Here is a 14,268-nt window from a genome sequence, read left to right as displayed (position 1 = left end):
CTTTATGAACCGTCCCTTAAAAATTAATTGATAGCTACCTTTCTTGATGCAAGGATTCCAACAATAAGTCCAATTAAGAGTGCGATGTAAACAAAATTAAATGAAGATCCTTTATAGTATAAAACATAAGCAGATTTTGCTGGAAGTTTTAAAGTATCGCCAGTTATAGTTCTTATAACTTCAGTTCCAGCCTTATTTTCATCTACAACTATAGCCCATTTGCCTTTTTTAGGAAGTTTGATTGTTTGTTCAGATGTGTTGCCGTTAAAGGCAACTACAATATTTTCCCATTCATCCCCGTTAGCTTTATCCTTTAAAACATAAGCGATGACGTTTTTAGGAGCATTTAAAAATTCTAAATGCCTTTTTATCATATCAGAAGTTGTCATTCTAAAGGCAGGATGTTCCTTTCTAAGTTTAATAAGTCCTTTATAATATTCAACAACATCTAAATATTTTGCTTTCCTTTCCCAGTCTAATCTGTTTATCTCATCGCTGGCGTTATAGCTGTTTTCGTTGCCTTGTTTTGTCCTCATAAATTCTTGTCCAGCATGTATAAATGGTATTCCCTGAGATGTTAACACTATGGCCCCAGAGAGTTTGTGCATCGCTTTAATTTCTTCTTCCGTAGCATCGGGATTTGTGAATTTTAGTTTATCATATAAAGTATTGTTGTCATGGGCTTCACAGTATACAACAGACTGATCGGGTTCTATTCGTCCCCAGGTGTATATCTGGCCTGAATATTCAATTCCACCAACAATACCTGATTTTACTTTAAATTCAACATAATCCTTACCATTTACAAAACCAGCATCTGTTTTATCGAATACGCTTCCTTTGATCGCATCTCTTATTGTATCATTGAAATGAGCAATTCTAGGCATTTTATATGCATTCTTTTGGTTTGCCTTTACATCCGGTGAGAGGGCAGTGTTTAGATCCCAGCCTTCACCAATGATAATTATCGTGGGATCTATTTTATCTAGGGCCTTCCTTACCTCATTCATTGTTTCAACATCGTGAAGCCCCATAAGGTCAAATCTAAACCCATCGATGTTATATTCCTTTGCCCAATAGGTTACAGAGTCTATAATAAATTTTCTCATCATTTTTCTTTCTGATGCAGTATCATTGCCACAGCCTGAGCCATTTGTAAGCTTTCCATCATGCCCAGTTCTAAAGAAGTATCCTGGAACAAGCTTATTAAAGTTTGAGGCATCAGCACTGAACATATGGTTATATACAACATCCATAATCACCCTAAGGCCGTTGTCATGTAAAGCTTGGATAGCTGTTTTTAGTTCCTTTACCCTTGAAATAGGGTCATATGGATTAGTTGAGTAGCTTCCCTCTGGTGCATTGTAGTTTTTGGGATCGTATCCCCAGTTAAATTGAGGTTTTGTTGATGTCTCATCTATGCTTGCAAAATCGAAAATAGGTAAAAGCTGAACATGCGTTACACCTAAATCCTTTATATGGTCAAGGCCGGTTGATGTTCCATTAGGGCCTTTAGTCCCTGTTTCAGCAAGTCCTAAAAATTTGCCTTTGTTTTTTATACCGCTATCCGGGTGAATGGATAAATCCCTAACATGAAGTTCGTAAATTATTGCATCAACTGCATTTTTAAAGGGAGGTTTGAAGTTTGGATCCCACTTTTCGGGATTTGTCCTAGAAAGATCTAAAACTACGCCTTTATCACCATTGACAGTCACAGAGCGAGCATAAGGGTCAACAGCTTCGTTCCATTTGCTGCCGATTTTAACTTTGTAAGTATAAATTGTTCCGTGCTGATCTCCCTTTAAGGTATAGCTCCAAACTCCCTTTTCCCCTTTTTGCATAGGAAGTTCTTGTCCAGCTTTATCCTCCCATTTTGAATAAATAACAAGCTTTGCTTCAGATGCAGTTGGTGCCCAAACTTTAAATAGGGTTTGTTCCTTTGAATAATTAGCACCAAGGTCGTTGCCATCGTAATAATACAATTTATCAAATTCTTCAGAGCTGAACACTTTGCCGTAGGAAACTATGATTGAACCATAACCAATTTTCTCAACGGTAATGGTTTTATCAAGGGGAAGTTTATCATAAGTTGTGATTATTAATTTTCTCCCTTTATTATTTGAAACTAAATAGTTTTTATCTGGCTCTACCTTTGAAAGTTTTATCTGTTTTCCTTCAACCTTTACCACAATATCTTCTTTAAGGTCATTTTTTAAAACAAATGGGATATTTGTTTCAGCAGAAATGATATTCATGTCATCCAATGTTGCAGCAACAAATTTAGGTGATAAATCTAATTCGGAAGGAGAGTAGTGAACCTTCTCATCTCCCTGAGCCAGCCAAATTTCAGCTGAGCCATCTTCTTTAAATTTAGTTATGAATCTGTCGCCGAATTCCTTTTCAGCCCAGGGGTTATCCTTGGTGCTCCTTCTTGTTATTATCCCAAGCTTATCAACTCCTTCTGTCCCCTCAACATAAAATTCAGCTACCTTACCATATTTGTCTTCGGAGGTAAAATAATAAGCAGAGCCTTCCTTACCAAATGGCCACACCCAAAGATTCCAGCCTTCATAATTTCCGTCATATCTAAAATAGTGAACTGTAACCTTTGTTTTTTCACCTAAAGATGTTTTCTTTATGGATTTCTTGTCAGGCTTAGAATAATAAATTTCAGGATCACCAGGTAAGAGCCAAATTTCTGCAACTCCATTTTTGAATTTATCGACGAACCTATCTTCTGCAACATCCTTTTCCCAATTGTCAGTTCTAACGATAAAACCAACTTTGTCATAGGCTTCTTCAAATTCTATTATTGCATAAGGACCAAAATCATCCTTGTGGGTAAATTCATATTTTTTTCCCTCCATGCCGTAGGGCCAAATCCACAAATTCCAGTCCTTATCGGTATTAGGATCCTTAGCATAGTGGATTATTAATTTGGTTTTTGTTTGAGCAAACGTTTGCTTAAAAGGGAATAAAAAAATTAAATTTGTAAATAAAAATATTAAAACAAATGATAAAACAGATAAATTTTTTCTTTTCATTTCCCCACCTCCATTTTTTCTCTATTATAAAATATTCTACAAAAAATTTTATATTCCTCTAGGGACGGTTCTTAATTTTTTTACTTTTAAGACAAAATTAAAAGTTCTAATACAAAATTGGGATGATTATTTAAAAAATAATTCAGACTGTTGAAAAAGTTGTTTTTTGATAAGCCCTGTGAAGGATTTCCATGGTATTCGCTCATTTCGCTAAGCAATTCTAATAGCTAAAGCTTATGAGAAATGCCTTTTCTAATCCTTCCAGGGCTCTTGCAAAGTCTGAACACCAAAGAGGGTTTGTCTACAATCTGGATTATTTAAAAAATAATTGATAACGATGTTTTAAAAAAAGAATGCACGATATTTTGTTTATAAAACACATTGTAATTTTTAAAGAAAGTGAATTATAAAAAGGGTGTTGTTAATTTTTCTAAAAATAAAATAATTAAGAACCGTCCCCAAAAAAATATAAAGGGCACGTAGCAATCTACCTTGCACCAATATAAGTAGCTTATTACCCAACCATGATCTTCCGACCATGATAGAGCAGTTCACCACCTATACTGATGGTTCGTTCGACCATCTAGGATATCTACGCACCTGCATGCAACCTCTCGGCTGCATGCAAGCACTAGAACTAGTGGCTTGCTAGATCCTAAGCTAATTTAAAAGCTTACAATACCCTAGATGATCTTAGCTCGACCCTGCATGATAGGTTGGAACCTTATTACAATCAAATGAAGCTCGACTGCAATAAAGCTTTTCCCCACCATGCAGGATCTTCCCTCCGGCTGCATGCAAGCCTGCCAGGGCCTGCATGCAACCTTTGGTCGACCCATATACGACCCTTTCGGATCATATATAGGTCTTAGCTCAACTGCTACGCACCCTTTACACTATATATTGTAACCTGATATAATAGTATTATTCTTGGAATTTTTATCTAATTTTGAGGGGTGGGTTTATGAAAAAGAATGCAAATGTAATTTTATATTTGTTTGCAGCTTTATGCTGGATAGCTGCAGCATTTATCACCTTTTCTAATAAGAATGTAAAGCTTGGAATATTGTATGCTGTTCTAGCTCTTATGAATTTAATACTAGCTTATCTTAGCAGAAGAAAGCTAATGTAATTAATCCGCAGCATTTGAAATTGTAACAACCATGTTAACTTCGCCAGCTTCCTGCGCAGTGTCAAACATTTCCTTTAAACTTCTCCAAACATCTTCCTCACGACCATGAAGATGCGTAGAGATAGAACCAACTTTGTAATCAACATTTTCGTTTTGCAAAACTCGAATTGAATTATTAATAACGCTTTCTGGATTGTTGTGCTTTAAAGGATATATCGTAACTTCAGCACAAATCATCTTAACACCTCCATTTTTAGTTTAAACTATGGGACAAAAAATATTCAGGGACGGTTTATTAATTAATGAACCGTCCCTAAATAGTTTTTTATCTCCTCATTATAAAGTTCCATAATTTTTCTTATCAATACATTATTAACGTCATAGATAATATCGTCTATTTTTGAAATAGGTAAAACTTTGGGCGAAGTTCCTGTTATAAATGCTGCATCGAAGTTTTGAAGGTTTTCAATTTTAATCGGCTTTTCAATTATTTCAATATCATTTAATCTGCATATTTTAATTATTTTCTGCCTTGTTATCCCTAAAAGAACGTCCTTTGCTGGGGCAGTGTAAACCTTATTTTTCTTAATAAAAAACAAATTTGACCTGCTTCCTTCTGTTACCTCATCCTTTTCGTTTACTAAAAGGGCCTCATAACATCCCGTTTCCTTTAATTTTCTATTTATATCCTCCCTAAGATTTTTATATATCACCTTTGCATTTGGATTTTCCCTAACAGCTCTATAAATTATAGTTTTTACCCCATTTTTATACATATCTATATTTGGGTATTCGGATTTGATAAAATATAAATAAATATTAGGATTATCAAATTCGTTAATAACGATCTTTATATTTATATCTTTAACTTGATTAAGATTAGCTAACTTCAATATCTGCTGCCTTAAAGTTTCCATGCTTATATTTAATTCTTTGTTTAAAAGTTTTGCTGAATTTTTCAATCTCTCAAAATGCTCCTCTAAAAAAAGGGGTTTCCCATCAATAAGCCTTATGACTTCATAAATTGCAGGATTTAATTCATGATAAATTTTTTCAAAATCATTTATTTCATAAATATTTCCATTATGCATAAAAAATTTCAAAATTGCCTCAACCATTTTGATCACCTCACATATATTTTATAACTATTTTTAAAAAATGTATATCAACAAAATAATTTTTAAATAAAAAATTTTTGCGAAAATTATAATTATTTGATAAAATATTAGGTGTAATGAAAGGAGGGCAATGTATGATTAGAAATTTTGATGAACTTTTAGATGCAGTTAGAGGCCGTAAGAAAATGAAGCTTTCTGTTGCAGCTGCAAACGATGTTGAAGTTTTACTTGCAGTGGAAAATGCAAGAAGTTTAGGTTTAATTGACGCAGTTTTAGTAGGAGACGCTGAAGATATTAAAAAAATTGCCGATGAAAATAATATAGATTTGTCGAATTACGAAATCGTTGATGTTAAAAACTTAGTTGAAAGCGCAAGGGTTGCCGTATCCTTAGTATCCCAAGGAAAGGCAGACTTTTTAATGAAGGGCCTTATTGGAACTGCAGATCTTTTAAGGGCAGTTCTTGATAAGGAAATAGGCCTTAGGACAAATAACCTATTAAGCCACGTCATGGTATACAGCGTAGAGACTTATCACAAACTAATTCTTCTTACCGATGGCGGCATGGTAACATATCCCGATATAACACAAAAGGTTCAAATAGTTCAAAACGCAGTTAAGGTTGCAAAGGCTCTTGGAATTAGCCCTATCCATGTAGCACCGCTTTGTGCTGTTGAAGTTGTAAATCCTGATATGCAGGCTACAATCGATGCTGCTATCCTTTCAAAGATGAATCAAAGGGGGCAAATTAAAGACTGTATAATCGATGGCCCACTTGCCTTAGATAACGCAATATCAAAGGAAGCAGCACAGCATAAGGGGATAAAAAGTCCGGTTGCAGGAGAGGCAGATATACTTTTAGTTCCAAATATCGAGGCAGGAAATATGCTCGGAAAGAGTTTGACATATTTTGCAAGGGCAAAGTCAGCAGGAATAATAGTTGGTGCAAAGTGCCCAATTGTTTTAGTATCAAGAGCTGATACCCATGAATCAAAGTTATATTCAATAGCACTTGGAAGCTTAATCGCCAATTCATAATCAAGGGGGAGTTAAGATGAAAAAAATAATGACGGGCAACGAAGCCATTGCAAGGGGCGCCTATGAAGCAGGCTGCACCGTTGCTGCGGCATATCCAGGAACGCCCAGCACAGAAATTTTAGAAAACATTGCACAGTATGAAGAAATCTACGCAGAATGGGCACCAAACGAAAAGGTAGCTGTTGAAGTTGCAGCAGGTGCATCAATTGCTGGTGCAAGATCATTATCTGCAATGAAACATGTTGGACTTAACGTTGCAGCAGACCCTCTTTTTACAATGGCTTATGAAGGGGTTAATGGCGGCTTTGTAATAGTTACAGCAGACGATCCAGGAATGCACAGCTCACAAAACGAACAGGACAACAGACTCTATGCACAGCACGCTAAGGTTGCCATGATCGAACCCTCCGACAGCCAAGAATGTAAAGACTTTGTTAAGGCAGCCTTTGAAATTAGCGAACAGTTTGATACGCTTGTTTTATTTAGAATCACAACAAGAATTGCCCATTCTAAATCCATAGTAGAGCTTTCCGAAAGACAGGAAGTTGGAGTTAAGGAATATAAAAAGGATGTTAAAAAATACGTTATGATTCCAGCCCATGCAAGGGTAAAGCACGTTGAGGTTGAAGAAAGATTAAAAAGGCTTCAAGAATATTCAAATACTACTCCATTAAATAGGATTGAGTGGGGAGACACTAAGATTGGAATCATAACAAGCGGTGTATCATACCAATATGCAAAGGAAGTGTTTGGAGATAACGCATCATATTTAAAACTTGGATTTACATTCCCACTTCCAGATAAACTCATAAAAGAATTTGCAAGCAAAGTAGACAAGCTCTATATTATTGAAGAAAACGAGCCATACATTGAAACCTTTGTTAAGGCTTTAGGAATAAACTGCATAGGAAAAGAATTGATTCCAATTTGTGGCGAGCTAAATCCAGATATAATAAGAAGGGCACTTTTAGGCGAAAAGGAAAGGGAAACTTATTCAGTTGATGTAAAAGTGCCAAATAGACCTCCAGTTCTTTGTCCAGGCTGTCCACATAGAGGAATATTCTATGCTATGAGCAAATATAAAGACATTATAGCTACAGGTGATATAGGCTGCTATACATTGGGAATGATGCCACCATTAAACGTTACTGATACTGTTATAGATATGGGGGCAGGAATTTCTGCAGCAATTGGATTTGAAAAGGCTGCAATGATGGCAAAGAGGAAAAATAAAGTATTCGGTATAGTTGGAGATTCAACCTTCTTCCATTCAGGAATTACAGGGCTTATTGATGCAGTTTACAACAACAGCCCAATAGTTGCAGTGATCCTTGACAATAGCATAACTGCAATGACAGGACATCAAGAAAATCCAGGAACAGGAAAGACACTAAAGGGAGATATATCGCCGGTTATAGATATAAAGGGAATAGTTAAGGCATGCGGAGTTAAGGAAGAAAATATAAGGGTTGTTGATCCATATAAACTTGATGAAACAGAAAGGGCTGTAAAGGATGCATACAATGCAACTGAGCCATTTGTAATAATAACAAAACAGCCATGTGCTCTATTAAAGGATGTATTGAAAAAGAGGGCAGGAAGATATGTTAAAGTAAATCAAGATAAATGTAGAAAGTGTAAGTTATGCTTAAAGGTTGGCTGCCCAGCAGTTGCATTCAAGAATGGAAATATAGTAATAGATAAGGATATGTGCAACGGCTGCACAGTATGTCTACAAGTTTGTCCATTTAATGCGATAGAAAAGGTTGGTGAATGGAATGACTAAGAGCTTGTTATTTGTTGGAGTTGGTGGACAAGGGATTATACTTGCATCGAAGATTTTAACAGAGGGGCTTGTAAAGTTTGGATTTGACGTTAAAATGAGCGAAGTTCACGGTATGGCCCAAAGAGGAGGAAGCGTAACAACTCAAGTTAGATTTGGAGAAAAGGTGTATTCTCCTTTAATTGGAGAAGGCGAAGCAGATGTTATAGTTGCCTTTGAAAAGGTTGAAGCTGCAAGATGGATAAAATACCTCAAAAAGGGCGGAACTTTAGTTGTTAACGATTATGAAATATATCCTCAATCTGTATTGGTTGGACAAGAGGTTTATCCAGACGATGTTATTCAAAAGCTAAAGGAAAATGTAGAAAACGTAGTTGTATTTAACGCAGCTGAAGTTGCTGAAAAACTTGGAAATATAAAGGCACAAAACATCGTTCTACTCGGTGCCCTAATAAAGGCATTAGGAGTTGAAAACCTTGATTGGGAAAGCGTAATAAAAGAAAATCTTCCTGAAAAAATGCATGACATAAATATCAAAGCAATAAAAGAAGGCATGAAGTTAAGTTAATATATGGGGACGGTTCTTAATTTTTTAAAATTTAAAAAAATTAAGAACCGTCCCCTATTTTATTCTTCTTGGACAAGTTGTATAATTACTATATAACTGCATAAATTAAAAGTAAATATTAATGAACCGTCCCTGAGGTGATTAAATGTATTTAGAAACTTTTTTAAGGCTTTTACTAGCCCTTATACTCGGTGGAATAGTTGGCTATGAAAGGGAGCACAAAAACAGGCCAGCTGGACTTAGAACACACATTTTAGTTTGTATTGGGGCTGCCCTTGTCCAGATAATCTCTTTTAACTATATTCTTCAAAAGGGCTTAGCTTCGATTGATCCTTTTCGTCTTGGTGCCCAGGTAATAAGCGGCATAGGCTTTTTAGGTGCAGGAACCATACTTAAAGAGGGGGTAAACGTTAAAGGGCTTACAACTGCAGCAAGCCTTTGGACTGTTGCTTGCATTGGACTTGCTATAGGTGCAGGGCTTTACTTTGAATCGCTTCTTGCAACCCTTTTTGTATTTTTATCCCTCAGGGGACTAAAGATAGTAGAACAAAAGATTTCAAAGGAGGCAAAATATTTTAACCTACAGCTTGTAACAGAAAATATCCCAGGAGTTATAGGGAATATTGGCAAGGAGCTTGAAAAGTTAAGCGTTAACATAATTGGAATTGAAATATCAGGAGGAGAAGATGAAGAAGCGATAATCTTTTTAAACCTTAAAGCCCCTAATTATATTAACGCTAATCAAATAATAGAGATGCTAACAAAAATAAAAAGCGTAAAAGAAATAAAATTAATATAACTAATGAACCCTTATGGAGGTGCTTATGAGAGTATATACTAATGAACTTGGAAGATACAAAGCTATAGCAGAAAAGTATAAAAAATCCAAAGAGGATGTAAAATTATCACTTCCCATTGAATTTGAAGGAGAATTGTATAGGGTTTTAGAATTCTTTAAATCATCATTTTTTGAAAAAAATCCAACAGGCATATTGGTCCTTACAAATGATGGTTTTAAGGTTAGCGATAAAAGGGTCCAAAGGGAAGTTGTAAAACTTTCATATTATTTGGATATCCTTTTAGATGATGACAGCATCGAAAGGCTTAAAAAGGCTATAACGCCTGAAAAAGAACTCAAAAAAGAAACGATTAATTACAACGATGCTATTGATGTGTTAACTTTGCTAAATTCTGAAAACATAAAGGGAATCGATACTGTTATTAATGTCCTAAAAAAACTTCCAGAAAGCAAAATAGAAAACAACAGGGCCCTTGAGGAATATATAAAAATTACAAAAAAATATGAGGATGTAGATTTTGCTGTCAATTCAGAGATGATAGAGGAGCTTTTAAAATGCTATAGGGATATGCTTCTTGTGAACTTTAGAAGAGTTAAGGAGATAAACAAAGGAAGGGCATATTACGATTCACTAAAGGATTTATCCAGCAAAAACAAAAAGAAAATTTCAAATAAGTTTAATGGAATGTCACAAAGATATACAAGGCTTGAAATGATTTTGGACAAGCTTAAAAATATATTAATAATTTACGACAGAATACTTGATATGAACGAAGAAAGATACATTGAATTTTTAAAGACTCAAGATAACGTAAATATAAACAATAAATTAAAGCTTATAAGAGAATAAGGCTGCTCATGCAGCCTTATTCTATATCTACAACCTTTATAAAGTTAACATCTGGATCTTCTGTTCCTTGAACATAAAGATTCGCATCCTTAAGAGCCTGAACATAGTCAACAATCTCTTGAGTTATTATTTCACCTGGACAAACAATTGGAATTCCAGGAGGATAAGCAAGCAAGAACTCCCCTGAAACCTTTCCAATGCTGTCATGAAGTGGCAGCGACCATTTCTTTGCATTAAAGGCTTGCCTTGGGGTTAAAACCTGCTTTGGAATTGCAGGAATATCTAAAACTTCACCCTTTACTTCCCTTGTTCCATAGTATCTATCGCTGATATCCTTAAGAGCATTAATAAACTTATCCATCTTTTCCTTTGTATCTCCAAAGGATCCAACAGCAAGGATATTGTAAAGGTCGCTAAGTTCCATTTGAATATGATATTCATCTGCTAAAATCTGGTCAACCTCATATCCAGTAAGTCCAAGGCCCCTTACAGTAACAGTTATCTTTGTAGGATCAAGGGCATATACACCTGGCTGACCTAATATTTCCTTTCCAAAACAATAAAGTCCAGGAATTTGGTTTATCTTTTCCCTTGTATACTCAGCAAGTTCAATGGCTCTGTCTAAAAGCTCCTTACCCTTTGTTGCAATCTGCATTCTAGCAACGTCTAAGGATGCCATAAGAGGATAAGATGGACTAGTTGTTTGCAAAAGATTCATAACCTGTTGAACTCTATTTATATCAACCCTTCCAGCTCTAACCTGCAAAAATGAACTTTGAGTCATTGAACCGATTATTTTATGGGTGCTTTGGGCACATATATCTGCACCAGCTTGCATACTTGAAATAGGTAATTTATCATTAAATCCTAAATGGGGTCCATGGGCTTCATCGACAATCAAAATTTTGTCATAAGAATGGACAATTTCAGCAATTCTTTTAATATCAGTAGCAACTCCATAGTAAGTAGGATTGATTATCAAAACAGCTTTGGCATCAGGATTTTCCTTTATTGTCCTTTCAACCGTTTCAGGAGTAACGCCATGGGCGATTCCTATGTTTTTATCAATCTCTGGCTGCATATAAACAGGAACAGCACCGCTAAGGATTATACCAGCTGTAACTGACTTGTGAACATTTCTTGGGATTATAATCTTATCGCCTTCTTTAACAACGCTCATTATCATTGCTTGAATAGCGCCGGATGTTCCATGGATTGAAATAAACGCCATGTCAGAGCCGTATGCATCCGCTGCAAGCTGCATAGCCTTTTTTATAGGACCTGTTGGATGGTGCAGGCTGTCAACAAGCTTAAAAACAGTAACATCGATTGAAAGTATGTTTGAACCAACAAAGTCCTTGAACTTGTTGTCCATTCCGTCTCCCCTTTTGTGCCCGGGAACATGGAAGGGAACAGTATCTCTATTATGGTATTCCATTAAAGCATCAAAAATAGGAGTCTGTGTTTGATCCATCTTATACAATGTGATATGCACCCTCTTTCATAAAAAATTTAAACGAATTATATTATAGTTCAATGTTTTATAGAATGCAATTGTTTTATATTAAGTTTGCGTTAAATTTTAAAATTTATGATAGGGACGGTTCATTATTTATAAAACTAAAGAACCGTCCCCAAGAATAAAACATCAAAAAATGGAAATACTCCTTAAAGGATAAAACTTTAAGGAGGGATAGGATGATTTTACATGCGCATCTTAGGGAACATAATACAAAGGGTGATACCCATAAATTAAGAAGAACAGGTCATGTTCCTGCTAACCTTTACGGAAGGGATATAAACAATATGTTGGTTGAGTTTGGTGAGCTTGAGGTCTGTAGCGTCCTTAGAAAAGTAGGCGAACACGGCATTGTAGATGTTGATGTTGATGGTAAAAACTATAAAGCCATGATAAAGGAAGTCCAAAAGGATCCAGTAAGCCAAAAAGTTCTACATATAGACCTTTACAAAGTAAACGAAAAGGAAAAAGTTCATGCAAGGGTTCCGATAGTTATAAAGGGAGAAGAATACTTAAGAAACATGAACGCTGTTATTCAAAAGGTTCAAGACGAAGTTGAAGTGGAGTGCAGCGTAGATAAAGTTCCTAAATATCTTTCTGTAGATATAACCAATCTTAACAAGGATAAAATCACAGTTGCTGACCTTGAGGTTTCTGAGGAGATTTCCATAATTGCACCGCCTAACATGCTCCTTGCAACCCTTGTAAAAGCAGGCGAGACTGTAAGGGAAGCTGAAGAAGTTGAAAAGGAAATAGTAGTTCATGCTGATGGCAGCATCGAATAGCTGCCTGCTTAAAAAGGGACGGTTCATTAAAATTATCACTTTTTAACCAGCAAAATTTATAAAACTAATGAACCGTCCCTAAACTTGTGATAAAATTTAAAGGGAAACCTTCAAATAGGCGGTGATACTTTGGAAATCAATGCTAAACTTCAAAAACAGATAGATGAAGTAAGATATTTAACGGCAGAAAATGCCTCGCGATATAGGGTTATTATGCGTTTTTTCTACCTTCAATATGAAAGAATGAAGTATTGGCTATACAAGGAGGATGTATTTGAAGAGCTCAAAAAACATAGCCAATTTGAGGATTACACGATGGAGCAGCTAAAGCAGGACCTTGACAACCTTGTTCAATGGAAAAATTTAATTCCTGTTCAAGATACCTCAAAAGTTTCATCGGTTGAAGAGTTTAAAAACAAACAATTTAGATACCAAATTTCTGATTATTCCATTGAAATCGAAAGAATGATTATCAAGCTTGAAACCTTGCATGTTGAGACAGCCTCCCTTGAACCGTCACTACTTGAAAGAATAAAAGAAGCCTTTATAAAAATCCCGCAAATAATAAATTCCGATGAAAAAGTGGCTAACCAGTGGTGGAAGGACTTAAACAGCGACTTTGAGAGGCTTAATAAAAACTACAAAGATTATCTTGGCTCCTTTTATAGTCTAAAGGCTGAGGAGATGATGAAGACAAGCGCCTTTCTACTATACAAGGATAAATTCATAGAATACCTTAGAAACTTCATAAAGGAGCTTCAACAGCACATAATTTCAATTGAAGGCATACTAAAACAAATAAATGAACATACGGAAAATGCTTTGCTTTTAAAGATTTTTTTACATGAAAAGTCAATACCCAAAATAAACAACGAGGCAACAGAAGAGGAAATAAAGGAAAACATCGAATCAAAATGGAGAAACATTAAAAATTGGTTTTTGCCTTCAAATGCCAAAGAAAGTGAAGCCACAAGGCTTCTTGACATCACCAATGAAATAATACGAAAAATAACCCGATATGCGGCACAAATTTCAGAGAGCCGAAACAGTGCAGCAAACCGCAAAGAGGAATACAAAAAACTTGCCCAGCTATTTACAACCTGCAAGGATATTAACGAAGCCCACAAACTTTCGGCCCTTTGCTTTGGCATATTTAACCCTTACCATATAAAAACAAATGCCCCAAGAAGCACCGAAAGTATAAACTCAAGCCCCTATGATGAAATACCAAGCCTTTACATTATAAAGCCTAAGATTAGAAACTACAAAGAAAAGTCCGAAAGAAGCCCAATAAAAAGCAACCTTGAAAAAAAGGAGATTACTCTACAAAATATACTAAAATCAAGACAGCAGGAACAGGAATTAATACAAAACTACATAAAAAACGGGATTATTGACTTTTCAAACCTTCCTAAAATTCCACAAAGTATTAGAATATCCCTTTTAAGGTGGCTATCAAAGGGGCTGAATTCTCCCGATTTTACATCAAAAACTGAGACTGGAATAAAATACAAAATAGTCCCACCAGACCTACCAAACCAAAAATGCACAATAGTTTGCGATGATGGTGAATTTACAATGCCAGCCTTTAAAATAATTTTTAGGGACGGTTCATAAGAAACGTCCCCAAAGG

12 protein-coding genes are annotated in these 14,268 nt (G+C 35.5%); 8 read left to right on the top strand and 4 right to left on the bottom strand.

Annotated features, from left to right (window positions below):
• Window positions 1-23 precede the first annotated feature (23 nt).
• Window positions 24-3,044, bottom strand: coding sequence for a type I pullulanase (gene pulA, locus CAAU_RS01285; protein WP_008907628.1), 3,021 nt, complete (start codon window positions 3,042-3,044; stop codon window positions 24-26).
• A 964-nt stretch (window positions 3,045-4,008) separates the two neighbouring features.
• Here pulA and CAAU_RS14465 point away from each other — a divergent pair.
• The gene (locus CAAU_RS14465) at window positions 4,009-4,176 is read left to right on the top strand and encodes a hypothetical protein (RefSeq protein ID WP_008907627.1); all 168 of its coding nucleotides are present in this window, start codon (window positions 4,009-4,011) and stop codon (window positions 4,174-4,176) included.
• Here the strand turns inward: CAAU_RS14465 and CAAU_RS01280 are convergent, their stop codons facing one another.
• Together CAAU_RS01280 and CAAU_RS01275 are read right to left on the bottom strand one after the other, a co-directional pair.
• Window positions 4,177-4,413, bottom strand: coding sequence for a YkoF family thiamine/hydroxymethylpyrimidine-binding protein (locus tag CAAU_RS01280; protein ID WP_008907626.1), 237 nt, complete (start codon window positions 4,411-4,413; stop codon window positions 4,177-4,179).
• A gap of 62 nt (window positions 4,414-4,475) precedes the next feature.
• On the bottom strand, window positions 4,476-5,294 hold the full coding sequence (locus tag CAAU_RS01275) for an aminotransferase class IV (RefSeq protein WP_008907625.1): 819 nt from the start codon (window positions 5,292-5,294) through the stop codon (window positions 4,476-4,478).
• Between the two features lie 134 nt (window positions 5,295-5,428).
• Here CAAU_RS01275 and CAAU_RS01270 point away from each other — a divergent pair, with 134 nt between their 5' ends.
• The 5 genes from CAAU_RS01270 (at window position 5,429) to CAAU_RS01250 (ending at window position 10,331) form a co-directional block, all read left to right on the top strand.
• A complete protein-coding gene (locus CAAU_RS01270) occupies window positions 5,429-6,331 on the top strand; it encodes a phosphate butyryltransferase (RefSeq protein WP_008907624.1) in 903 nt (300 codons plus the stop codon).
• 16 nt (window positions 6,332-6,347) lie between these two features.
• Complete coding sequence (gene iorA / locus CAAU_RS01265; protein ID WP_008907623.1) at window positions 6,348-8,117, top strand: indolepyruvate ferredoxin oxidoreductase subunit alpha; 1,770 nt, start codon at window positions 6,348-6,350, stop codon at window positions 8,115-8,117.
• Window positions 8,110-8,682 (top strand): indolepyruvate oxidoreductase subunit beta, encoded by a 573-nt coding sequence (locus CAAU_RS01260; RefSeq protein WP_008907622.1) that lies wholly within the window; start codon window positions 8,110-8,112, stop codon window positions 8,680-8,682. The genes iorA and CAAU_RS01260 overlap by 8 nt, the downstream gene beginning before the upstream one ends.
• Before the next feature lie 145 nt (window positions 8,683-8,827).
• On the top strand, window positions 8,828-9,481 hold the full coding sequence (locus CAAU_RS01255) for an MgtC/SapB family protein (RefSeq protein WP_008907621.1): 654 nt from the start codon (window positions 8,828-8,830) through the stop codon (window positions 9,479-9,481).
• A 25-nt stretch (window positions 9,482-9,506) separates the two neighbouring features.
• On the top strand, window positions 9,507-10,331 hold the full coding sequence (locus CAAU_RS01250) for a hypothetical protein (protein ID WP_008907620.1): 825 nt from the start codon (window positions 9,507-9,509) through the stop codon (window positions 10,329-10,331).
• A gap of 16 nt (window positions 10,332-10,347) precedes the next feature.
• Here CAAU_RS01250 and CAAU_RS01245 read toward each other — a convergent pair whose 3' ends face one another.
• Entirely contained in the window at window positions 10,348-11,814 is a 1,467-nt protein-coding gene (locus CAAU_RS01245; RefSeq protein WP_008907619.1) for an aminotransferase class I/II-fold pyridoxal phosphate-dependent enzyme, read from the bottom strand.
• Window positions 11,815-12,029: 215 nt separating this feature from the next.
• Here CAAU_RS01245 and CAAU_RS01240 point away from each other — a divergent pair, with 215 nt between their 5' ends.
• Both CAAU_RS01240 and CAAU_RS01235 read left to right on the top strand, forming a co-directional pair.
• Entirely contained in the window at window positions 12,030-12,635 is a 606-nt protein-coding gene (locus CAAU_RS01240; protein WP_008907618.1) for a 50S ribosomal protein L25, read from the top strand.
• Window positions 12,636-12,764: 129 nt separating this feature from the next.
• A complete protein-coding gene (locus CAAU_RS01235) occupies window positions 12,765-14,252 on the top strand; it encodes a TIGR02677 family protein (protein WP_008907617.1) in 1,488 nt (495 codons plus the stop codon).
• The last annotated feature ends 16 nt before the right edge of the window (window positions 14,253-14,268 follow it).

Origin of the sequence: Caloramator australicus RC3 (genome assembly GCF_000297115.1) — a bacterium.
GTDB classification, from domain to species: Bacteria; Bacillota; Clostridia; order Clostridiales; family Caloramatoraceae; genus Caloramator; species Caloramator australicus.
This window is presented reverse-complemented; position numbering and strand designations above follow the sequence as displayed.